This window comes from Noviherbaspirillum sp. (assembly GCF_035254865.1).
Lineage (GTDB): Bacteria > Pseudomonadota > Gammaproteobacteria > Burkholderiales > Burkholderiaceae_D > Noviherbaspirillum.
The window spans coordinates 1-22,051 of sequence record NZ_DATFAF010000072.1; the positions used below are offsets into that span (position 1 = coordinate 1).

At 62.3% G+C, this 22,051-nt stretch carries 24 protein-coding genes and 1 tRNA gene; 8 read left to right on the forward strand and 17 right to left on the reverse strand.

Features of this window, described 5'->3' with window-relative positions:
• Positions 1–111 precede the first annotated feature (111 nt).
• Positions 112–188, forward strand: a tRNA-Asp gene (locus VJ651_RS17255).
• Positions 189–311: 123 nt separating this feature from the next.
• On the opposite strand, the gene VJ651_RS17260 is transcribed toward VJ651_RS17255, so the two are convergent.
• The 3 genes from VJ651_RS17260 to VJ651_RS17270 form a co-directional block, all read right to left on the reverse strand.
• Positions 312–1,223, reverse strand: a complete 912-nt coding sequence (locus tag VJ651_RS17260; protein WP_324108622.1) for a recombination-associated protein RdgC — start codon at positions 1,221–1,223, stop codon at positions 312–314.
• A gap of 63 nt (positions 1,224–1,286) precedes the next feature.
• Positions 1,287–2,372: a DNA polymerase IV gene (gene dinB / locus VJ651_RS17265; protein ID WP_324108643.1), complete on the reverse strand. Its 1,086-nt coding sequence runs from the start codon at positions 2,370–2,372 to the stop codon at positions 1,287–1,289.
• A 195-nt stretch (positions 2,373–2,567) separates the two neighbouring features.
• Positions 2,568–3,011, reverse strand: coding sequence for a hypothetical protein (locus VJ651_RS17270; RefSeq protein WP_324108623.1), 444 nt, complete (start codon positions 3,009–3,011; stop codon positions 2,568–2,570).
• A gap of 323 nt (positions 3,012–3,334) precedes the next feature.
• On the opposite strand from VJ651_RS17270, the gene VJ651_RS17275 reads away from it, so the two are divergent.
• Positions 3,335–3,766 (forward strand): hypothetical protein, encoded by a 432-nt coding sequence (locus VJ651_RS17275; RefSeq protein ID WP_324108624.1) that lies wholly within the window; start codon positions 3,335–3,337, stop codon positions 3,764–3,766.
• 84 nt (positions 3,767–3,850) lie between these two features.
• Entirely contained in the window at positions 3,851–4,765 is a 915-nt protein-coding gene (locus VJ651_RS17280; protein WP_324108625.1) for an NAD(P)/FAD-dependent oxidoreductase, read from the forward strand.
• Between the two features lie 43 nt (positions 4,766–4,808).
• On the opposite strand, the gene VJ651_RS17285 is transcribed toward VJ651_RS17280, so the two are convergent.
• On the reverse strand, positions 4,809–5,231 hold the full coding sequence (locus VJ651_RS17285; RefSeq protein ID WP_324108626.1) for a hypothetical protein: 423 nt from the start codon (positions 5,229–5,231) through the stop codon (positions 4,809–4,811).
• A 175-nt stretch (positions 5,232–5,406) separates the two neighbouring features.
• Between VJ651_RS17285 and VJ651_RS17290 the strand changes: the two genes are divergently transcribed.
• Positions 5,407–5,652 (forward strand): hypothetical protein, encoded by a 246-nt coding sequence (locus tag VJ651_RS17290; protein ID WP_324108627.1) that lies wholly within the window; start codon positions 5,407–5,409, stop codon positions 5,650–5,652.
• Here the strand turns inward: VJ651_RS17290 and VJ651_RS17295 are convergent.
• Genes VJ651_RS17295 through VJ651_RS17305 form a run of 3 tightly spaced genes read right to left on the reverse strand, consistent with a single transcriptional unit; the run spans position 5,649 to position 6,862 of the window.
• On the reverse strand, positions 5,649–5,945 hold the full coding sequence (locus VJ651_RS17295; RefSeq protein ID WP_324108628.1) for a DUF2288 domain-containing protein: 297 nt from the start codon (positions 5,943–5,945) through the stop codon (positions 5,649–5,651). The two genes, VJ651_RS17290 and VJ651_RS17295, sit on opposite strands and share 4 nt — an antisense overlap.
• Before the next feature lie 5 nt (positions 5,946–5,950).
• Positions 5,951–6,160 (reverse strand): SlyX family protein, encoded by a 210-nt coding sequence (locus VJ651_RS17300; RefSeq protein ID WP_136420263.1) that lies wholly within the window; start codon positions 6,158–6,160, stop codon positions 5,951–5,953.
• 18 nt (positions 6,161–6,178) lie between these two features.
• Entirely contained in the window at positions 6,179–6,862 is a 684-nt protein-coding gene (locus VJ651_RS17305) for an SDR family oxidoreductase (RefSeq protein ID WP_324108629.1), read from the reverse strand.
• A gap of 238 nt (positions 6,863–7,100) precedes the next feature.
• On the opposite strand from VJ651_RS17305, the gene VJ651_RS17310 reads away from it, so the two are divergent.
• The gene (locus VJ651_RS17310; RefSeq protein WP_324108630.1) at positions 7,101–7,370 is read left to right on the forward strand and encodes a hypothetical protein; all 270 of its coding nucleotides are present in this window, start codon (positions 7,101–7,103) and stop codon (positions 7,368–7,370) included.
• Between the two features lie 17 nt (positions 7,371–7,387).
• Here the strand turns inward: VJ651_RS17310 and VJ651_RS17315 are convergent, their stop codons facing one another.
• The 7 genes from VJ651_RS17315 to VJ651_RS17345 all read right to left on the reverse strand — a co-directional run bounded on the left by VJ651_RS17315 (position 7,388) and on the right by VJ651_RS17345 (position 15,909).
• Complete coding sequence (locus VJ651_RS17315) at positions 7,388–7,870, reverse strand: malonyl-CoA decarboxylase domain-containing protein (RefSeq protein ID WP_324108631.1); 483 nt, start codon at positions 7,868–7,870, stop codon at positions 7,388–7,390.
• Positions 7,821–8,849 carry an AraC family transcriptional regulator gene (locus VJ651_RS17320; protein ID WP_324108632.1) on the reverse strand — a complete coding sequence of 343 codons (1,029 nt, stop codon included), beginning with the start codon at positions 8,847–8,849 and terminating at the stop codon, positions 7,821–7,823. Before VJ651_RS17320 ends, VJ651_RS17315 begins: the two co-directional genes overlap by 50 nt.
• Before the next feature lie 238 nt (positions 8,850–9,087).
• Positions 9,088–10,227, reverse strand: a complete 1,140-nt coding sequence (locus VJ651_RS17325; RefSeq protein WP_324108633.1) for an ABC transporter substrate-binding protein — start codon at positions 10,225–10,227, stop codon at positions 9,088–9,090.
• A gap of 37 nt (positions 10,228–10,264) precedes the next feature.
• A complete protein-coding gene (locus tag VJ651_RS17330; protein WP_324108634.1) occupies positions 10,265–11,488 on the reverse strand; it encodes an ABC transporter substrate-binding protein in 1,224 nt (407 codons plus the stop codon).
• 88 nt (positions 11,489–11,576) lie between these two features.
• Positions 11,577–13,295 carry a carboxylesterase/lipase family protein gene (locus VJ651_RS17335; RefSeq protein WP_324108635.1) on the reverse strand — a complete coding sequence of 573 codons (1,719 nt, stop codon included), beginning with the start codon at positions 13,293–13,295 and terminating at the stop codon, positions 11,577–11,579.
• Positions 13,296–13,329: 34 nt separating this feature from the next.
• Complete coding sequence (locus VJ651_RS17340) at positions 13,330–14,982, reverse strand: 3-(methylthio)propionyl-CoA ligase (protein WP_324108644.1); 1,653 nt, start codon at positions 14,980–14,982, stop codon at positions 13,330–13,332.
• 327 nt (positions 14,983–15,309) lie between these two features.
• Positions 15,310–15,909: an HD-GYP domain-containing protein gene (locus VJ651_RS17345; RefSeq protein WP_324108636.1), complete on the reverse strand. Its 600-nt coding sequence runs from the start codon at positions 15,907–15,909 to the stop codon at positions 15,310–15,312.
• A 288-nt stretch (positions 15,910–16,197) separates the two neighbouring features.
• Between VJ651_RS17345 and VJ651_RS17350 the strand changes: the two genes are divergently transcribed.
• Positions 16,198–17,112, forward strand: coding sequence for a queuosine salvage family protein (locus VJ651_RS17350; protein WP_324108637.1), 915 nt, complete (start codon positions 16,198–16,200; stop codon positions 17,110–17,112).
• Here the strand turns inward: VJ651_RS17350 and VJ651_RS17355 are convergent.
• Complete coding sequence (locus VJ651_RS17355) at positions 17,096–18,781, reverse strand: MBL fold metallo-hydrolase (protein WP_324108638.1); 1,686 nt, start codon at positions 18,779–18,781, stop codon at positions 17,096–17,098. The genes VJ651_RS17350 and VJ651_RS17355 overlap by 17 nt on opposite strands.
• A 127-nt stretch (positions 18,782–18,908) precedes the next feature.
• Here VJ651_RS17355 and VJ651_RS17360 point away from each other — a divergent pair, with 127 nt between their 5' ends.
• A complete protein-coding gene (locus VJ651_RS17360; protein WP_324108639.1) occupies positions 18,909–19,706 on the forward strand; it encodes an SDR family oxidoreductase in 798 nt (265 codons plus the stop codon).
• Between the two features lie 23 nt (positions 19,707–19,729).
• Here VJ651_RS17360 and VJ651_RS17365 read toward each other — a convergent pair whose 3' ends face one another.
• A complete protein-coding gene (locus tag VJ651_RS17365) occupies positions 19,730–20,548 on the reverse strand; it encodes a hypothetical protein (RefSeq protein WP_324108640.1) in 819 nt (272 codons plus the stop codon).
• Between the two features lie 229 nt (positions 20,549–20,777).
• Between VJ651_RS17365 and VJ651_RS17370 the strand changes: the two genes are divergently transcribed.
• The gene (locus VJ651_RS17370) at positions 20,778–20,936 is read left to right on the forward strand and encodes a hypothetical protein (RefSeq protein ID WP_324108641.1); all 159 of its coding nucleotides are present in this window, start codon (positions 20,778–20,780) and stop codon (positions 20,934–20,936) included.
• Positions 20,937–20,953: 17 nt separating this feature from the next.
• On the opposite strand, the gene VJ651_RS17375 is transcribed toward VJ651_RS17370, so the two are convergent.
• Positions 20,954–22,051, reverse strand: a 1,098-nt coding sequence (locus VJ651_RS17375) for a 3'-5' exonuclease (RefSeq protein WP_324108642.1), incomplete at its 5' end; no start/stop codon positions are given.

Here is a 22,051-nt window from a genome sequence, read left to right on the forward strand (position 1 = left end):
AAGTTTCCGAAGGAGTAGCCAGAAGCCGGAAATTGCTGTAGACTTCAGCCCCTTCAGACGTGGTGACAAACGTCGCATATTCCGGTGCATGCCGGGGTATGAGCAGTTCCTGGAGTGGTAGTTCAGTTGGTTAGAATACCGGCCTGTCACGTCGGGGGTCGCGGGTTCGAGTCCCGTCCACTCCGCCAATATTTAAATGCCCGCGCAAGCGGGCATTTTTCTTTTCCGAACGGAGAAGGTTTCATTCTCTCCTGCAAAAACAAAAAAGACGAACCAACTGGCTCGTCTTTTTTCGTCTTGCGCCTTCTTTGCTAAGCAGCTTTCTTCTGCTGTTCCTCGCCGCCCAGCGCTTCCACCAGATCGGCGATCAGCTTCGCCAGTTCGCCCGTCATCAGCGCGAAGTCGGTATCGAAACGCTCATCCTCGTTCTGCGTGCCCGCGTCGGCGTTTTCCTTCAGCACATCGAGCGGCGCGACGCGCTTGATCGCGAGCGATTCGGTCAACACGAAGGACACGCGGTCGGCCCAGGTCATCGCCAGGCGCGTGCACTGCTTGCCGGCCGCGATGTGACGGCGCACGTCTTCCGGCTCCAGCGTGTGGCGCACGTAGCGCACGGTGGCCTTGCCTTCGCCGGTGGCGCGCAGTTCGGTGTCCTGGTCGACGGTAAAGCCGGCCGGCGCTTCATCGGCGGCGAGCCAGTCGGTCATTGCCGTCAGCGGCGAGCGCTCGGTGCGCAGCGACGCGAACGGCAGGCTCTCGAGCGACTTGAGCAGGAGCTTGAAGACTTCGTCGGCCTTCGCGGGACTGGCGGCATCGACCACCAGCCAGCCATTGACCGGGTCGATCCACACATGCGTGCTGCGCTGGATGCTGAAGGCGCGCGGCAGCAGTTCGTCGGTGACCTGCTCCTTCAATTCCTTCATCTGCTTGCGGCCCGGCTTGAAGCCCTGCTGCTCTTCCATCTCCGCGGCGCGCGCCTTGGTCACCTGGTTGATCACGGTGGACGGAAGAAGTTTTTTCTCGGTGCCGAGCTGCAGCAGCAGCTGGCGATTGACGGTATGCACCAGCATTCCGTTATTGCGCGGCGACAGCCAGCCCTGGCTCTGCAGGTCGATGCTGGAGCACGGCGCGAAGGCTTGCGGCGCGAGCGCGGCTTCGAGTTGCTCGGCGCTGAGCGTCCATGGTGCGGTGAGACGATAGATCTGGAGATTCTTGAACCACATGATGCGCATCCGAAAAAGGGAGCCGCTCATTCTACACGGCGACTCGTGCCGCGTCAGTGGCGATCAAGCATCATCCTCGCTTGACAAGACGTGCATCTCGTCGGCAAACAATCCCAGCTGGGCGTCGTCTTCTTCCTCGTTCAGGCGCACGCCGACGCCGAGCAGACGCACCGGCCTGTGCCCGCGCTGATGCGCGGTCTCCAGCAACTTGCGGCAGGTCGCTTCATCGATGCTCGTGCTCACGCATTCCGCCGTCGTGCGGCGAAAATCGTCGAAACGAATTTTTACAAACAATTTGTGGATATGCCGCTCGGCGCTTGCGCGCTTCACGCGCTGATGCAGGAGCGCGATCAAGGGCGACAGCTCGCGCAGGCAGCTGGCAAGGTCGGGCAGATCGATGACATAGGTTTCTTCGACGCTCACCGACTTGCGCTCCTGGCTCGCACTCACTTGCCGCCGGTCGATGCCGCGGCACAGGTTGTACAGGCTGCCGCCGAATTTGCCGAAGTGATGCTGCAGCTCGGGAATCGGCCATTGGCGCAAGTCGGCGCAGGTGAACGCACCCAGCTTCTTCAGCTTCATCGCGGTCACCTTGCCGACGCCGAACAATTTGTCGACCGGCAGCGCGGCGACGAAGTCATCGACATCCTGCGGACGAACCACGAACTGGCCGTTCGGCTTGTTCCAGTCGCTGGCGATCTTGGCGAGAAACTTGTTGGGCGCAATGCCGGCCGAGGCGGTGATGCCGACGGTGTCGGCAATGCGTGCGCGGATTTCCTGCGCGATCAGGGTGGCGCTGCCCTTGAAGTGCGGTGACGCGGTAACGTCGAGATAGGCTTCATCCAGCGACAGCGGCTCGACCAGATCGGTGTAGTCGCGGTAAATGGCGAGGATCTGCTTCGACGCGGCGCGATACTTGTCCATCGCGGGCGGCATCACGATCAGGTCGGGGCAACGCTGCAGCGCCAGCGACATCGGCATGGCGGAACGCACGCCGAAGCGGCGCGCTTCATAGTTGCAGGTCGCGACCACGCCGCGCTGGTCCGGCCGTCCGCCGACGGCCAGGGGATGTCCGCACAAGGAGGGATCGTCGCGCATCTCCACCGCCGCATAAAAGCAGTCGCAATCGCAATGGATGATTTTTCGCAGCGGAGCGCTCACGGTGGCCTGGACAAGCTGAAGACGAAGAAAGGCGGAGCTTCATTTTACCGGGCTGTACGCAATGCATGCTGCGAAGAATCGCGTCAATTCCAGCACGTGAGCACTTGAACAAGGCGCAAAGAAAAACGCCACCGGCAATGCGGTGGCGTCGATCATGCTGCGTTGTGAAACGCTTCTAGACCCTTACTTGCCGGAGGTCGACGGCACTTCGATGTTGCTCTGCGCTGCAGGCGATGCGCCGGACTCCTTCAGCTTTGCATTGGCGGACTTCTTCTCGCTCTTGTACTCCTGCTTGGCGGCCTTCTTCTTGTCCTTGTATTCCTGGCGTGCCTGCTTGCGCTCTTCACGCCGCTGCACGTAAGGATCATTGGAGCTGCTGGCCGCCGGATTGGTGGTGACGGTGGTCGATGCGCCCGCCGGCGGCGTGGTGGCGGTCGCTGCGCCGCTGCCTGCCGAGGTGGAACCGGTGCTGCTTGTGCCCGAACTGTCGCTCGGTGCAGGTGTGGTCGCGCTCGGCATGGTCGTCGATGAGGGCGAGGTGCTGCTCTCGGTTGACGATTGCGCGAAGGCGAGGTTGGCCAGCGCGAGCAGCGCCGTGCCGAACAGGATCTTGTGTGGTCTTGCCATGATGAACTCCTGAGAAAGTTTGGGTTGTCGGGATGACGTGCGGGATTGCCGTCATCGCGTAGAAAGCCCCTTGAATTCCGGAATCATTCGGCTTCCGTTATTTAAATGACAAATAGATGAACAAGAAAGTTCCTTCCGCCGCACGGCAAGATTTCCATCGCGCAGCTTTTCACGATATTCCGTATTTGTTTGCGAATTTACAGCGCTCGCCGTGATCTACATCCGTGCAGGTTCCGGTGCGCCATGCGACGCGCGTGTTGCATCTCGATCCTGCCGTCGTCGCAGCCACGACGGTCCCGTGAATCTCAAGCAAGGAGTACATAATGGCAACCAGCACTTTGGACCCGGATAACGCTCCGGAACCTGATCGCCGCCTGGCAAAAGGGCATGGCACCAGCGCGCTCGGTCCGAGCGACACCTCCGACAGCGGCAGCGATGTGCAGGGCGGCCTGCGCTGGGCCGATGAGGCGGACATCGGCCTGGACAAAGGCACGTATGAAGATCCCGACAGCGGCAGGCGCGACAGAAGCGCGGGGCCGGATATCGGCGATGCGGAGATCGACAGTGATACCGATGCGGTCGGCACCGGCGAGCGCGCAACCGCCGGTCGCGATTCGGACATCGAAGCAGGCAGCGATATCGACGTCGATCGCATCGACTATGTGAATCCGGGCGACGATGCCGGCATCGACGACCTGGAGGCAATGCCGCCGCGCACGCGCCATCCGAACCGTCAGCAGTCATCCCGTCGTTAAAACAGGATCAGGTTCATGCCGCGCATGGACCTGACTTTCCTGAGTTCTTTCTTCCCGATTCCCCCTTGATCGAACAAAATCATCTTGTCTTTCGACCCTGATCTGCGCGACTGCGCCATCATCGGCGGGGGCGCCGCGGGGCTGACCGCGGCCATCTATCTCGCCCGTTTTCGACGTCGCATCGTGGTCATCGACAGCAATGCGAGTCGCCTGCTGTCGATTCCGACCTCGCACAATTATCCCGGCTTCGCCAACGGCATCCATGGCGAGGAATTGCTGACCCGGCTGCGCTCTCATGCAGAGCCCTACGGCGCACGCCGTATTTCCGGAACCGTGGACCGGCTGGAACGGCTGGACGACGGCAGCTTCATTGTTCGTTGCGCTGAACGGCAATGGCATGCCCGCCATGTCATTCTTGCGACCGGCGTGATGGACGTCGAGCCGGATTTTTCAGACGTGAAACGCGCAGTCGCGGCGGGTTGCGTGCGCTATTGCCCTGTTTGCGACGGCTTCGAGGCGAGCGGCAAACAGGTCGCGGTGATCGGCCGCGGCAAGGACGGCCTCGGCGAAGCGCTGTTCGTGAAGCATTTCGCGCGGACCGTGAGCCTGCTGACGCTGGACGACATGCCTGGCTTGAACGAGGAAGAGCTGGCGCGATTGCGCGGCGCCGGCGTGCAGATGGTGCGGGCGCCTGTTGCCGGCATGCGCTTTGACGGCGCCGATGCGATGCACATCGCTCTTCGGGACGAGCGCAAGCTGGATTTCGACGTGGTGTATGTCGCGCTCGGCACGCTGGTCAATTCCGGCATGGCGCAAGTGCTCGGCGCGCAATGCAACGAGCACGGCGACCTGATCGTCGACGCGCACCAGCAAACTTCAGTGGACGGCCTGTATGCGGCGGGCGACATCGTGAAGGGATTGAACCAGATCACGGTCGCGATGGGGCATGCGGCGGTCGCGGCGACGGCGATTCATAATCGGCTGTTACAGTCGCTCTAGCACGCCCCGGGATCGGCCCGCGCAGTAGTTTTTCAACAGCCTGCTAAAGGTCGCCTTCGGAAACGAGGAAGTCGGTAATCAGCACTTCCTGCACCTTGTCGGTCTGCAGCGACGCATTGCTTGCCGCGCGCACGCGCGCCTGCAGCGTCGGCAGGCCGTTGGGCGCGAGGGCGCGTTGCGGGTCGACTTCCATCAGCGCTTGTTTCATCAGCTGCTCCAGCGCCTGCTTGTTGGCCGATGCCCATTCCGCGTCGGCACCGCTGGTGCGGACGGCGAAGGAAGCGCGGATCGAATGCCCGCTTCGGCTGATCGCCACGTCGCGCACGTTCAGGTAGACGATCTCGCTGTTCAGGCGTTCCTTCTGCTTGAAGTAATACCAGGCACCGGCGAAACCGGTCACCAGCACGAGAAGAACGATCCCGACAACAGAGGTCAGCATCTTGTCGGGTAAACGCTTGGACGACATGAGGATTTCGGGCAAGGCGGCGCGAGACCGTGTTGGACAGGAAGCATCATTCTACAGGTGAGGCATCGCGCGACCACGCGAAACCGTGCCCTGGGGCAAAAAAAGTAAGTGCCTTGTAAGCTTCGGGCAACAAAATCGATGTGTAGATTCCGGCCACATGTGCGGATCACTACACATGATTCCACAGCTTCAAGGGCTTGCCATGTTACCGGAAGAGATTGTTGACCATATCGATGCGCAAAACCGCGCGAACCTCCATGCGCGCGACTACACGCAGGCGCTCACTTACGACGAGGTATTGAGCCTGATGAATGCAGCGTCGATGCGCGGATTCCGCTATGGCAGCGAAAGCGCCCTGTCGCTGTTGAAGAGCAAGCTGCTGGTGAAGCAGTTGCACCAGGCGACGTCGAGCGAAGCTTAGTCCTTTTCCTGCACCAGTATCCAGGGCTTCACCACGACCGCCCACAGGGCGGCGTCCGCTTCCAGCCACGCGCTTGCCTGCGCGTCGCTCACCCTCCCGACCCGGCTCTCCGCCATCCATTGTGCAATGGCCTTGGTGTCGTCGTTCGCGATGCAGGCGGCAACCTCGACCAGGTCGAGCTCATGGCTGACGGCGATCACCGCGCCCGATGCGAAAAAGCGCTGCAATTCGGTCCATTGCATGCGGGAGGTTTCGCCATTCAGTTTGGCGCGCAGCAGTTCCTGTTGTTCCATATGAATCAATAGTGGGGTGGTTTCTCGTTGGCCGGTCCGCGCTCGGTCGCGGCCTCGCGCACTTCACGAATGTGGCGCGCGAGCGCGGTGCACAGGCCTTCCAGTTCGTCGATCTTCTTTTGCTGCTGATAGACCGTCTTGTTGAGCGTGTCGATCATGTCTTCCTGGCGCGCGATGCGTATTTCGATGTCGACCAGGCGGTCTTCGCTTGTCATGTTTTCAATTTTCTCAGGTTAGCGCGCGATCCAGCCGCCGCACAGGGGAAATACTTGCCCGACGAAGCAATCGGCGGCATCGCTGCACAGGTAGGCGGCGAACTGCGCGTCTTCCTGCTGCGTGACGAGGCGGCCGAGCGGTACTTCGCGCTTGAGCCTTTCCTGGAAGGCGGGATTGGCCTGCACTTCGAGCGGAAAATAGGTGGGATTCTCGACGAAATTCTGCGCAATCGCATTGATCTGCACATTATGCGGCGCCGCTTCCACACCGACCGCCTGGATGTAGGACAGCTGCGCGCCGCGCGCGGCACTGTAGGTCGAGGTGCGCTTCATGCCGCGCAGCGCCGATGCGCTGCCGATCAGCAGGATCTTGCCGGAGCGGCGCTGGATCATTTGCGGCAGGACCGCGCGGACCAGGCGCGGCAGCGGATCGACCATGTGCGCGAAGGCATCGCGCCATTCGTCGTCGCCGACCTGGACCGCCGGCGTGGTCGGCGCGGGAATCGCGAGGTTGGCGATCAGCACATCGATGCGACCGGCGGCCTGCACGATGGCCTGCGGCAGCGCGGGGTCGAGCAATGTGCGTTCGTCGGCGATCACCTCGGCGCCGAGCTGCGCAAACAGTTCGCACAGGACCGGCCCCATGAAGGTCGATGACTGCGTGATAAGCACCCGCTTCCCGCTCAGATCGAGAGCTGCCATTGTTTTTCCTTATGTCCGATTGCAGCCTTCCGGCGCAGAATCCGCCCGTATTTTACGCCGAGGCGGACCGTGACGCCGAGCGGAACAATTGCCGGCGATCGTCTGTCCGGTGGACATCAGCCGCTTTCGGGAGGGTTATGTGCAGGCGCGAGGTAAATCCTGCGCGCCGGGCCGGACTGCATTATGATGAATGCGTCCAATCTTCCGGGCACTTGCCGGATTTCCATACAGGTTTGCAATGAGATCAACCAAAGCCAGCGCCGCCATTGCACGACTGAACGAGCGTGACAGCGCCTACCGCTATTCGCTGGGGATCAATGCCGCCGGCTTGTTCTACCTGCTGCGCGCCGAGCCGGGCGGCAGGCCGGAAAAGATCAGCGCCGATCTCGCGCTGGATGAATTCGTGCAGCTCGTGAACCAGACCGGGCCGCAAAAGAAAGCCAGGATCAGCAAGCTCGATACCGCGTTCGAGAAGCAACTCGGCGACCGGAAACGCAAGGCCGACTAATCGTTTGCAGCCCCTGCTCAGGCCGACTGCAACAGGTTGCGCACCGCACGCGAACTCGACACCGCGCCCTTGAGCATCGGCTTTTCATGGTTCGATTCCGGTTCCGCCTTGCAGTACAGGTAGTTGACCATCATCCCCGCCGATTGCCTGAATCCCTTGTCGGAACGATCCGCCAGCCAGTTGACGCGTTCGATGCGCGCGCCGTTGACCAGGCGGCAGCGCGCGACCGGGTCCTGCGGCAGCTCCTGCGACTTCTCGTGCATGAGGTAGTGAGCGCATGCTTCCAGCAGTACTGGCTGCAATGCTTGCTCGACACGCCGGGATGCGCGTCGAGCACCGGCGCATCGTCCAGCGCATCGCGAGGAGTCACTGAATTTGTAGGCCGCGCTTTCGAGGGCCACGCAACTGCCTGCACATTTCTTGATGTACAGCAGGTCGGCAAGTGTAGTGTCAGCCGTCGGCGCGTCCCGGATCGTGGCCGATGCGCGAGCGGTACTCACCGGGCGACATGCCGAACCAGCGCTTGCAGGCGCGGAAGAAGGTGCTCTGGTCGGCGAAGCCGAGCAGGTAGGCGATCTGGGACAGCGTCACGTTGTGCTGGCCCAGATGGTCGCGCGCCAGTTCGTGGCGGATGTCGTCGACCAGCTGGTTGAAGGAAGTGCCCTCCTCCTGCAGCCGGCGCTGCAGGGTGCGTTCGCTCATGTGCAGGGCCTTGGCGATGTCGGCGCGCAGCGGATCGCCATCGGGCAGCTGGCGGATGATGAGCTCGCGCGCCTTGAAGCTGATGCGATCGTTTTCCAGGCGGTTCAGGTGCTCGCCGGCGAAGCGATCGTGCAGTTCGGCGAGCATCGGGTTGGAGGTCGGCAGCGGATGCATGACGTCCTCGAAGGAAAACAGCAGGCGGTGCGAAGGCGCGTTGAAGCGCAGGGGGCAATGGAAGGCCTGGCTGTACGGGTGCAGGTCGGCCGGCTCGGCGTTGGCAAAATACACGGCCAGCGGGCGCAGGTCGCGGCCACTCAGCCAGCGGCAGAAATTGAGGATCGTGACCAGCACGAATTCGACGCGCTGACGCGGCACCGGGCGGCCGCCGCCGACCAGCTCAACGTTGATGCTGAAGCCGTCCGTCTCGTCGTGCAATGTAATGTCCGCGGCGTCGCTGACGATGCGCAGGTAACGCAGCAGACGTTCGAGCGCCGCCCGCAGGTTCGGGCAGGACATCATCACGTAAGCCACCGCGTCGAAGCTGGCCGGCGTCGCGGCCGGCGGGATGTTCAGGCCGAGAGCGGGATTGCCGGAGCGCTGGCTCGCCAGTTCCCAGAGCACGCTGATCTTCTCGGGCGCGAAGCGCGCGTCGGGATGTTTCAGCTCGTCGATGTCGAGGCCGGCTTCGACGAACAGCGCGCGCGCATCCAGGTGTTCGGCCTGGATGATCTCCGCTATTCCCTTGACCCATGCCGCGGAAATCGTGCGTGCCGTCACGGCTGCATTTCCCTTTGCGACAACTGCTCCATGAGCCGGGCTTTGATTCTTGCCATGTCTCTCTGATGATTGGTAGGTGCAAGTCCTGCTGGCTGGCGGCTCTTGCTGCGCCGCTCTCGACTTATACCCGTTTCATGGATTTTGTTCAATATAGCGCATCGGCGTGCCGGGCGCATGGCGGACGCCAAAACAACAAGCCCGCCTCGTGGGCGGGCAGATTGCGGTCGTCGAACTGTGCTCAGTACAGCAGCCGCGCGTCGCGCCCGATGACGGCGATGTCCAGATAGTAGGAACCGCTGCGTTTGGAGCCGGAGAAATCGATGGGGAATCCGCCCAGCTTGTAGTCGCGCATCGCCGCCAGGCTTTGCAAAACCTTCTCGCCGCTCGGATTCGGGCCCACGGCCTTGATGGCTTCCACCGCCAGGCGGATATTCAGGTAGCCTTCCAGCGTCACGGGATTGGCGCGGATGTCCTTGCCGTACGGGCTGTGGAGCAAGGCCTGGAAATCCTTGATCAGCGGCAGCACGGTCGAATTCGGATTCGGCACCACCTGCGAAATACCGATGCCGCGCGCTTTCGCCTCGCCGGCAATCTCCGCCAGCTTCTGGGAAGTCACGAAGGACAGCGTGTACAGCTGCGCATAGCCGCTCGGCGCGTTCCAGGCCTTGACGAACTGATAGGTCGAATCCGGCACACCCATCATGAACACCGCCTGCGGACGCGCAGCAATGATCGCGTTTGCTTGCGCGGCGAAGTCGCGCGTGCCCGGCTGGTAGCCTGCCTTGAGGATGACTTCGAGATTGAACTTCTTTTCGCCGTCCGCGACGCTTTGCAGGATGCCTTGTCCAAAGGCGTCTTCCTGGTACAGCACCGCGATGCGCCGCAGCCCGAGGGTGGATGCAAGGCGCGCAATCTTCAGCACTTCCTCGCCATAGGTCGGACGGGTGTGGAAGATCTCCGCCGAGCCCGGCCCGCGTAGCGCGGTGGAACCGCTGAAGACGCCCACCAGCGGCACCTTGTGGCGCGCAAGCACGCCTGATTTGATAACCGCGATGGTGGGTGCGGTGCCGGCGCTGTTGACCAGCGCCACTGCCTTGTCGTTGACGATCACATCCTCGACCAGTGCGGCTGTCTTGCCCGGATCGTACTGGTCGTCGCGCGTCACCAGCGCCAGCTGCCGCCCATGCACGCCGCCGCCGGCGTTGACCTGCTCGACGTAGGCGCGCGTGACCTTGAGGATGTCCTGCGCGGTTTCGGCAATCGGCCCGCTCAGGCCGTTGACGAAGCCGATGCGCACGTCCTCGGCTCGCGCCGCATGCAGGAAGGCAGACAGGAAGAAAGCGATGACGAGGGCAAACATGGTCTTGGTGGCGTGCATGGTTTCCTCCTGTGCTGCGTTGCGTGGGTGGCGGTGACTACTTCTTGACCAGCGAACAGGCGCTCTTCGAGAGCGGCTGGTAAGCCTGATCGCCGGGGATCACGGCCTTCACGTTGTAGTAATCCCAGGGCCCTTTCGATTCGGACGGCTTCTTCACCTGCACCAGGTACATGTCATGCACCATGCGTCCGTCCTCGCGGATCTTGCCGTTCTTGGCAAAGAAATCGTTGATTGGCGTTTCTTTCATCTTCTTCATCACCGCGCCGGCCTCGTCGGTGCCGGCAGCCTGCACGGCTTTCAGATAATGCATGGTCGACGAATAAACGCCGGCATGGATCATGTTCGGCATCTTCTTCATCTTGGCCGCGAAGCGCTTGGACCAGGCGCGCGTCTCGTCATTGAGGTCCCAGTAAAAGGCTTCGGTACCGTACAAGCCCTGCGCCACATTCAGGCCGAGGCTGTGGATGTCGTTGATGGTCAACAGCAGCGAAGCGAGATGCTGCTTGCCGGATTTGCCGATGCCGAATTCATTGGCGGCCTTGATCGCATTGACCGCGTCGCCGCCGGCATTGGCGAGCCCGATGATCTTCGCGCCGGAAGACTGGGCCTGCAGCAGGAAGGCGGAAAAATCGGATGCGTTCAGCGGATGTTTCGCGCTGCCGAGCACCTTGCCGCCGTTGGCCTTGATGACGTCGCTTGAATCCTTTTCCAGCGAGTGGCCGAATGCATAGTCGGCAGTGATGAAGTACCACGAATCACCGCCTTGCTTGACCACGGCATTGGCGGTGCCGTTGGCAAGCGCATAGGTGTCCCAGGAATAGTGAATGCTGTTGGGCGTGCAGCTTTCATTGGTGAGCCGGGTCGCGCCGGCGCCGTTGATGATGGCGATGCGGTTCTTCTGCTTTGCGATGTCGACCACGGCCAGCGCGGTGCTGGAGGTGACGAGGTCGTTGATCATGTCCACCTTCTGCGCATCGAACCATTCGCGCGCCTTGCCGGCGGCCACGTCGGACTTGTTCTGGTGGTCGGCGGAAATCACCTCGATCGGCTTGCCGAGCACTTTGCCGCCGAAATCCTCGACCGCCATTTTGGCGGCAGCGACCGAGCCTTCGCCGCTTAGGTCCGAGTAGAGGCCCGACATGTCGGTGAGGATGCCGATCTTGACGACATCGTCGGAAACTTTCTGTTGTGCGTGCGATGTGCCGGCTGCCAGCGACAGGATGGCGGCGCAGACGGCGGTGCGAAGTTGCGACTGTTTCATTGTGGTGATCTCCATACTTGAAATAAAGGCGTGAACGTCCCCACGCGCGACGCGGGGACGTCGCGCGCCGCGGCGAATCGGTGTGTTTTTACTGCGTGCTGATCTGCGTTTGCGTCAGGCTGGCGTCGAAGGTCAGCTTCTTCGGCCATGGCTCCCAGGTCACGCCGAGCGCCGACGTGTTGGGATCGCCGTTGCGGGCGAAGGCGGCAATGCTGTTCATCATCGCGTTCGACAGCGCGAGGCGTCCGGTGCGATTCGCCGTGCTGACGATAGAGCTGGAGAACAGCGACGGACCGAAATTGCCGAAGACGAAAGGCAGGTCGTAGGCATGCGCCGCGCCATACACATCGTGCCACGGTGCCGGATTCTGCTTCCATGCGAACTGGTAGTACCAGACATTGGATTGCTGCGCGCGCAATGCGTTGAGCACGCTGTCACGATTGCTCGTGAACAGCAGATTGCCCACCAGCGCGGTACGCGCGTTATAGCCGGTGCTCGGAGTATCGACCGGCAGGTAGGACGGATCGATGATGTCGTTCACGGTCAGCGTACTCGCCGCATCGCCGTTGAAGTTGGCCATCATGTTGAAGCGCGTCGCATCGCTCACGATGAAACCCGGCTTGCCGCCGAGCGCCGGCGAGAGTGCGAGGAAGGAGGCGAACAGCTTGCCTTCCTCGGTCGTGTTGCTGGCGAGGATGGGCACCTTGCGATAGTTTCCGGCATTGATGGCGGCGATCGGGTCGGTCGCCACCACCGTGCCGTCCGGGATCGGATTGGAGCCGGTGAGGCCTTTCGCCAGCAGCGTGCCGAGGATGGTGGAAGCGCTCTTGCCGCGCATGTAGGCCGCGATCTGCGCATTGCTCTGCGTGGCGACATACTGCTGCGCCGAAGCCGTGTCGGTGGCGAGGCCGTCCGCGATCAACAGGTTGGTCAGCAGCGAAGTCGCCTGCGCCTGGTAGGTCGAGGCCGGGTTCATGATCGCGATGGAACCGGGCGGCAGTTCGGAGGCGAAGGAGATACCGCCGCTCATCGGGACGGCCTTGTGGAACAGGCCGGCAGTGAGCGGCGAGGTCAGCAGCGCATAAACATTGATCGCACCCGCGGACTGGCCCATGATGGTGACATTGCCCTTGTTGCCGCCGAACTGGGCGATATTGTTCTGGATGAACTTGAGCACCTGGATCTGGTCGAGAATGGCGTAGTTGCCGGAATCGTCCATCGCGTTGGCGCCGGTCTTCAACTGCGGCATGTTGAAGAAGCCGAACGGCCCGACGCGATAGTTCGCGGTAACGACCACGGCATTCGCGGTCTTGGCGAGGTTGGCGCCGTCATAGACCGGATCGGCGGAATACCCCGAGATATTGCTGCCGCCGTAGATGAAGAAGATCACCGGCAGATTGCCCGTGTCGTTGGCGGGACGCCAGATATTGAGCGTGAGGCAGTCTTCGCTGCCGACCGGCGTGTTCAGCGTGGTGCCGATGGTCGCGTCGTAGGTGTTGTTGGAACCGGGGCCGTACAGGCGGCCGTTCTGGATGCAGGCATTGCCGAAATTCTTCGTTTGCAGCGGCGCGCTCCATGCATCCGGCTCGACCGGCGCTTTCCAGCGCAGCGTGCCGGTGGGCGCCTTGGCAAAGGGCAGCCCCTTCCAGTAATAGGTGCCGCTGCCGGCGCCATCGTCCACGCCCAGCACTTCGCCATAGACGGTGCTGCGCACTTCCGGGCCGCTGCTGCCGCCACCGCCGCAAGCGGCAAGCATGCCGGCGGCGATCAGCAAGGATGCAAATAGCATTGTCTGGTTTATTTTCATGTCTCCTCCTTTGTTATTGGCATTCAACAGCCTGTTACGCCGTCGGCAGCCTGTAGTCGCGATACTGTTCCCGTATCCGGTTTTTCAAAATCTTTCCGGTGGCGCCGATCGGCAATGCATCGACGAACACCACGTCGTCCGGTGTCCACCACTTGGCGATCCGGCCGTCGTAAAAGGCCAGCAGTTCATCCTTGCTGACGGCGGCACCGGGTTTTTTCACCACCACCAGCAAGGGCCGCTCGTCCCACTTCGGATGGGACACGCCGATGCAGGCCGCCTGCTGCACGGCGGGATGGGCGACGGCGATGTTTTCGAGATCGATGGAGCCTATCCACTCGCCGCCCGACTTGATGACGTCCTTGGTACGATCGGTGATTTGCAGATAGCCGTCGGCGTCGATGGTGGCGACGTCCCCGGTGGGGAACCAGCCATCCTGCAAGACATCGCCGCCTTCGCCGCGGAAGTAGCCGTTGATCACCCACGCGCCTTTCGCGAGCAGGCTGCCACGCGTCTCGCCATCCCACGGCAATGCATTGCCCTCGTCATCCACGATCTTGATCTCGACGCCGAACACGACATGCCCCTGTTTCTGCAGGATGGCGCTCTTGCGCTCTTCCGGCAGCGCCTCGTGGCGGGACTGCAAGGTGCACACCGTGCCGAGCGGCGACATCTCCGTCATGCCCCAGGCGTGCACCACGTCGACGCCATGTCCGATGCGAAAGGCGTTCATCATCGCGGGCGGACAGGCCGAACCGCCGACCACAACACGCCGCAGTGAAGAGAAGCGCAGTTCGTTCTGGTTGACGTGCGCGAGCAGTCCGTTCCATACCGTCGGCACGCCCGCCGAAAAAGTAACCTGTTCCTGCTCGAACAAGTCATGTAGCGACCTGCCGTCAAGGGCAGGCCCGGGGAAAACCAGTTTTGCACCGGCCAGCGCCGCGGAGTAAGGCAGTCCCCAGGCATTGACGTGGAACATCGGCACGACCGGAAGGACCACCTCGCGGCTGGAGACGGCCAGCGCATCGGGCATGGCCGACGCGTAGGAATGCAGAATGGTGGAACGGTGCGAGTACAGCACGCCCTTCGGATTGCCGGTGGTCCCGGAGGTGTAGCACAAGCTGGAGGCGGCATTCTCGTCGAGCTGCGGCCACTCGTAATCGTCCGAGCTCCAGCGGATCAGATCTTCGTAACAGAGCAGATCGGGAATGGTGCTGTCGGCCGGCATGCGATCGCGTTCGCACATCAGCACGAAGCCCTTGACCGTGTCGCACGAGGCCGCGATCGCCTCTACCAACGGCAGGAAGGTCAGATCGAAAAACAGGTAGTGATCCTGCGCGTGATTGACGATATAGGCGACCTGCTCCGGATGCAGGCGCGGATTGATGGTATGCAGCACTGCGCCCGAACCCGAGATCGCGTAATACAGTTCCATGTGGCGGTAGCCATTCCATGCCAGCGTGGCGACGCGATCGCCGATCTGCACGCCGAATTCGCCCAGGGTACGCGCCATCTGCCGCGCGCGGCGGTGGCAGTCGCGATAGGTATAGCGATGGATATCGCCCTCCACGCGCCGGGAAACGATTTCGGTGTCGCCGAAATACCGGTCCGCATGGCGGATGAGAGAGGAAATGAGCAAGGGCTGATGCATCATCTGGCCCATCAGAGGACTGTTCGGATACGGCGACATCGACTGCTCCTGATCTGCTTGCACGCCGGCCATGTCCGCGTCCGCGCGCAACTTTTTGAAGAAAAAGGCTACCCTGCTCGCGCTGGAAAGCGAGATCGCGTTGAACAGGGAGCGTGACCGCCGGGCGGTCAGATGAAACGGATTACGTGCAGCGGGTATGCATGGAAGGTCTCCTTGCCGTGCGCGTTCGATGCGCTGACACGGCCTTGTCTGTTTTTCTGTTGTGGAGACTGTATGTTGTTCGCCGGTGCGCGTCAGTGACCGGCGAAGCCAAGTTAATGGCTTTTCGGGACAAGGAATTACTTGCTCATGCGCAGCGCGGCGGGTCTACTTGAGGCGCGAGGGGCTCTTCTCGATGACAACGGCGAAGTGCGCGAACAGCGCGGGATCGAACTTTCTGTTGACCTCCGAACGCATGACTTCGACGATTTCGTGATGCGCTCGCGGACGATGGTAGGCGCGCACGGTTGCCATCGCGTCGTAGCTGTCGGCCATCGAGAGAATGCGCGACAGCATCGGAATGTCGTCGCCGGCCAGGCCGTCGGGATAGCCGCCGCCGTCGAAATGTTCATGGTGGTGGCGGATCACGTTGGCCACCGCCGGCGCATCCTGCAGCAAGGTGGCGCGCATGATGCGCTCGCCGCGCTCGGAATGGGTTTTCATGATTTCCCATTCGTCGGCATCGAGCTTGCCGGGCTTGAGCAGCACGTTATCGGGAATGCCGATCTTGCCGACATCATGAAACGAGGCGCTAACGCCGAGCATGACGAGATCGTGATCCGGCAGCGCGCAGGCAATGCCGATTTCCGTCGCCAGATTGATCACGCGCTCGCAATGAAAGCGCGTATAGGGATCGCGTTCATGCAGCGCGACCGACAGCGCCTTGGTGAAACGACGCAAGGCACTGAACTTCAATAACTCCTGCATGGCGCTCCTCCTCGGGGTCACTCTCGGCATTCCGTATTTTTCTTGAAGCCCGCTGCGGAAATCGGTGGCAACTGGGCTTGTATCGGAATGCATTCCGAAAATTGTACTCGCCTTGGAGAAAAGCGGCGATGCCTGATTCGTTCATGCGTTCCGCCTTGCGGCAACGCGTCAATTTGTTGTCGATTTGTGCAGGCCCTGCCGCGAAACATTCTCCCCGCCTCGCGCCGGAATCGTGGCAAGAAGACACCGGAGTCGGGTATCCTTGGCGCATGTATTTCAGGAGCCCGCATGGACAAACTTCACACCGCAAAAGAACGTCTCCTTGCGCAAGCTCATCTCGACTACCAACCCGAACTCGTCGGCGTTGACCAGGAGTCGATTTCGCGTCTGCCCGCTCGTGCCGAGCGCTTCAGTCATCTCACCGTCGGCTTGTTCGGCAAGCCGGCCGGGCGCACGCCCGAGGGCGCGGCCGCCTACAGCATCGCCTTGAACAGCCTGAACTTCATGTTCTGGACGCCGACCCCGCAAGGGATTGCGCGCTATCACTGGCGCGGCGAAGGCGGTGCACACGGGTTGATGGCAGCACTGGACTCGATCTGGGGCGATGAATCGACTCCGATACGGCTGCGCGCGCTGTTGGGGTCGGGCGAGGAACAGGCGCTGGTCGATGCGCTGGGCGACATTTCGATGCCGAGGCGGCGCGCACAATTCCTGCGCGAGATCCTGTTCGAGGATCAACTGGAGCAGGCATCGGCGGAGCTGGTCGCGGCCAGCAAGAGCGGCCGGCTAACGACGGACGATGCGGAGCGTCTCGCGAAACGCTTCACCATGGCCTACGGCCAGGACGCTTACCTGGTGCGTGCGCAGCTCGCGCTCATGTGGTTTGCCGGCTATCTCATCGAGCAAGGCATCGAGATCGAATGCGACATCACCGTGGCGGCCAGCTACCAGATGCCGCGCGTGATGCGCTCCATCAAGATACTGCGCTTCGCGCCCGAACTGGCGGCGAGGATCGACAGCCACAGCCTGATCCTGCGCAACAGCGCCGAAGAGCGCGCGATCCGGTCAGCGACCGTGCTCGGCGCGCAGGCGATGGCGCAGCATCTCGGCGTGTCGGAACATGCCATGGTCAATGTGCTCTGGCAGAACCGGCATGCGTGCGGAGCGATACCCTACCACCTGACGATCACGACGGATTACTGACCCGCCACCACTGCCCTTCGCTTTCGACCGCACGGCCTTCGTCGCGCAACTTGATGAGATGCGCCGTCAGCGAGCGCGCCGCCATCGCAAAGCGTTCCCGCGGCACGTCGGCATAGACCACGGGCAGCAACTGATCGATTGTCGCCCGCTCAAAATTGTCGAGCGCGGCGAGCACGATGTTTTCGCGCGATTGCCGGTGCGCGAGCAGCCTGTCGATGCGCTCGCGCGGCTGATCCATCAGAAATCCGTGGCCCGGCGCGAGCCAGGCGACATCCTCCTGCTGCACCTTGCGCAGCGACGCAAGATACTGGCGCATGTCGCCATCCGGCGGATTGATCACGACGGTGGAGCCTTGCATGATATGGTCGCCGGTGAAGAGCAGCCGCTCGCCCTCCAGCAGATAGCACAGATGGTTCGACGCATGGCCGGGGCTGTGAATGGCGCGGATTACGCAGCCGGCAATCGCGATGCGCTCGCCGTCGGCAAGAATGCGATCCGGTGCGAAGCTCTGGTCCTGGTGGTCAAGCGCTGGCGGCGGCATGCCGATCAGCTGCGCGCCGGTCTTTTCCTTCAGCAGTCTCGCCGCCGGCGAGTGATCGCCGTGGGTGTGCGTGACGAGTATCCAGCGGATGCGGCCGCCCGCGTTTTCCAGCAGCGCATGCACATGCGCTTCCATCGCGGGACCGGGATCGAGCACGGCGATGTCGTCGCTGGCGCCGATCAGATAGGTATTGGTGCCGGGTCCGCGCATGAAATGCGGATTCGGACTGGCGATGCGGCGCACCTTGTCGGACAGCCGCGTCACGACGCCGGGCAGGATTTCGCAGGAAGCCTTGCCCGTCCCGTCCGGGTCGAGCTTGCCGACCTCGGGATAGGCGGCGTCGGCAGCCAGCAGAATGCGTCGCTCGCCTTGCGCCCATGCGGGGCGCGGCATGACCGGCGAAATCGGTGCGGTCAACGCAATGCCGCGCGCGTGCTCCATCAGGGAAGCAAGATCGCGAAATCCGGCCAGCGATTCCAGCATTTTCATGGTGGGGAACATCAGTGCCATCTCGCCGCGCTGATGACGTGCCAATGCATCGCCGGGGCGTATCCACAGATGGCTGATGGTTTCCTTGTCGTCGTGCGAGGCGTCTTGCGACGACGGCGCGGCAGCGATAAAAAATCGCGTATTGAAGCGGCGCGGCGCAATCGGCGGCGCGATCCAGTGACTGAAATAATGCAGCCGGTCCGCGGCCAGGCGCAGCTTGTGCATGTCGCACAGTTCGGCCAGCGTCTGCTTTCCGGCGATCAGCTTCTTGCGGCTCTGCGCCAAGTCGGAAATCGACGTGCATGCCTGCGGATCGATCAAGGCGCCGTCTTCATCGCAGGCGAGCAGCAGTCCGGCTTCCTCGAAGCATTCGCGGATGGCCGCGACCCAATGCGCGAGTCCGTCGCGCTCCACGTCCAGCATGCGGCTCGCGGCCGCGTCGTCGAGGCTGTGGCAGTGGCCCGAACGCGCGACGCTGAAATCGCTCGCGTCCACCGCGCCGCCGGGGAAAACGTAAGCACCTTCGGCGAAGCTGGCGCCGTGGGTGCGTTGCACGAGGAGGACTTCGATGTCTTCCCCGCTGTCGCGTACCAATATCAAGGTCGCAGCGGGGCGGATGGTGGATGGCGCTTGTGTCATCTGCTTATCGGTTCACATTGTCTTGTCTCGTCGGGCACAACATCCGGGATCGGCCAGCGGAATGGTGAACATCCATATTACACTTTCGCCATGCAGCGCGTAGCTGACCGTGACCCGGAGGAAAGAGATGGATCTGCAACTGGAAAACCGACACGTTCTGATCACCGGCGGCAGCAAGGGCATCGGCCTCGCCTGTGCCCTCGGCTTTCTCAAGGAAGGCGCGCGCGTCACCCTGGTGTCGCGCGACATCGCCAATCTGCAGCGCGGCATGCAAGCCCTGCAACAAGGCGTTCCCGATGCATCGTCGCGCATCGCCATCATCGCGGCCGACCTGAGCGACGCGCAGGCAGCGGCGGCGGCGCTCGATCAGACGGAACACGCGGGCGGCCCGGTGGATGTCCTGGTCAATTCCGCCGGCGCCGCGCGCCGCACTCCGCCGGATGAACTGACGCCCCAGTCATGGCACGATGCGATGCAGGCAAAATACTTCACTTACATCCACATGATGGACCCAATGATCAAGCGCATGGCGCAGCGCGGAGGCGGCGCCATCGTCAACGTGATCGGCGCGGGCGGCAAAGTGGCCAGCCCGATTCACCTGCCCGGCGGCGCGGCGAATGCGGCACTCATGCTCGCCAGCGCAGGCCTCGCGGCGGCTTACGGTCCGCAGGGTGTCAGGGTGAACGCGGTCAATCCCGGGCTGACCGCGACCGATCGCCTCAAGGAGGGCATGGCCGCGGATGCGAAGCTCAAGCAGATCAGCCTCGATGAAGCGATGCGGCGCGCGCACGAACATCTGCCCTTGCGGCGCATCGCCGAGCCGGAAGAAATCGCCAATGCCGTCGTGTTCCTGGCCTCGCCGCGCGCGAGTTATATCAGCGGGGCGATTCTGGCGATGGATGGGGCGGTCACGCCGATGGTGTGAGCGTAGCGGGAAGCGCTAGCCTGCTAGTTGATTTCCCGGTTCTCGCTTTGATACGAGGGACAGCCGTCCTGCCCCCATTTCCCGCCGCAGACTTGCCACTTGCATTGTTCGCGCCGGAAGAAACTGCTGATGCCTTCGCACTGCGCATATTGCTCCTGCGTGCTGACGGGCTTCACGATGCTGTTCTGCGCAAGAAGCGGGACGCTGTGCTCATCGAGCGGTTTCCTGGGTGCCTTGGCGGCGATGGCGGTGGATTTTTTCTTCGCCTTGTCCGCCGGCGCGTGCGCGGCATGCTCGGTTCGCGCGAGGGCCGATTTCTTCAACGTGCCCGATGCGCCCGCTTTGGATGTTGTGCCGGCCGACTTCGATGCATGATGCACTGGATGTGTGACGCTTGCTTTATTCACTGAAGTTGCGTTGCCTGACTCCGATGCCGGAATGGCAAGCGATGCGCTTGCGTCGGCGGCGGCCAACCGGGTGTCGCTGCGATTGACCTTCAGGGCGCCAATCGAGAAGATCAGGACCGCCGTCAGGCAGACACTGATCAGCAGTGCCTGCATGCCTGTCGAGAATTTCCATTTCGATACGGGCGCATCGTTTGCGGGGTCGGATGGCGGCTGCACGATCATTGCGGGGAGGCATTGAGGAACGAGCGCCGGAAGCATCGGCTTCTGCTCCGCCTGCCCGGGCTTCGCATCATTGGCGCTCTCGTTCCGGTCGATGCTCGCCTCCGCATTCGCGGCGTGCTCCTTGTGAGGCTGCCTTGGCGTGTCCTGTGCGCTCTCGGACGGATGATTGCGTTTGTGCCGGCTCGATTTTCTTGCCACCCTGGATTGCGCCATGAAGAGTCCCCGTGCGTGTGCATGCTTGTATCAAGCTTGGATAGGGGGCGCTTCAATTTAGTTCCACACGGAAATAAATCGCATACGCCATCGACGCTGTCGGGAAATGTAACTTTCCCTTTCCGCAATTGACCCGCGGAAAGGGCGCCGCTATCTTCGCTGCTCGTTACCGACTGGCTTGCGAAAGCAGGGACAGCCGCTTCCAAACCATTGCACGCTTGATAAAGACATGAAATATCTTTTGCTACTGATGTCCGTGGTCACTCTTGGCAGTTCCGGATGCGTCATCGTGCCGGAATATCCGGCCGCGCAAGTGGTGATCTCGGGCGGCGGCCAGCCCGGCCCCTATCACTGCCCTCCCGGACAGGCCAAGAAGGGCCGCTGCTGACGGCCTCGAAGGTCCGATCACGCCACCTTCGGTTTCGCCAGCAGGGCTTTCAGATTCGCCAGACGGTCCTGCGGCGTCAGCACTTCATCTTCCTTCGGCACCGCATCGCCCTCGTCCAGCTTCATCTCCTTGATGAAGCGTGAAGGATCGCAGTTCACGCTCTCTCGCGCGCGCTTGCGCTTCTTGCACCAGGTGACATGCAGACTGCGCTGCGCGCGCGTGATGCCGACATACATCAGCCGGCGCTCTTCCTCGATGCGCGCGGCCAGCGTGTCGATCGGCGCATCCGGATCGCCCTTGTGCGGCAGGATGCCTTCTTCCACGCCGACCAGGAACACGTGCGGGAATTCCAGCCCCTTCGACGCGTGCAGCGTGGACATGCGGACCGCGTCGGGCTCTTCATCCTTCCCTTCCAGCATGGTCATCAGCGCGACCATCTGCGTCAGTTCGAGCAGGCTCTTTTCTTCGCCGCTGCCGTCCTTGCCGCCAGTGCCCTTCTCCTTCAGCCAGGTGGTGAAGTCGAGCACGTTCTGCCATTTCGATTGCGCCTGACGCTCGTCGAAGGTTTCGTAGAGATAGGATTCGTAGTGAATCTCTTTCATCATCTCGTCGAGCAGCTCGGCGGCGTCTTCGCCGCGCTTGGAGGCGCGCGCTTCGAGGCCGTTGATGAAGTGGCAGAATTCGCGCAGCGGGTTGAGCTGGCGGTCGGCCAGCTTGGCTTCGATGCCGCCCTTGAACACCGCTTCGAACAGCGAGCATTGCCATTGGCCGGCGAAAGCGCCGAGCGCTTCCAGCGTCGATTGCCCGACGCCGCGCTTGGGCGTGGTGACGGCGCGGATGAAGGCGGGATCGTCATCCTCATTCGCGACCAGCCGCAGGTAGGACACGATGTCCTTGATCTCGGCGCGATCGAAGAAGCTCTGCCCGCCGGAGATGGTGTAGGGAATGCGTTCCTTGCGCATCGCGGTCTCGATCACGCGCGCCTGATGGTTGCCGCGATAGAGGATGGCGTAATCGGAAAACTTGGCACGCCGTTCGAACTTGTGCGCGGAGATCATGATCGCGACCTGCTCCGCTTCCTGCTCGTCGTCCTGCATCGCCATCACCTTGACCGG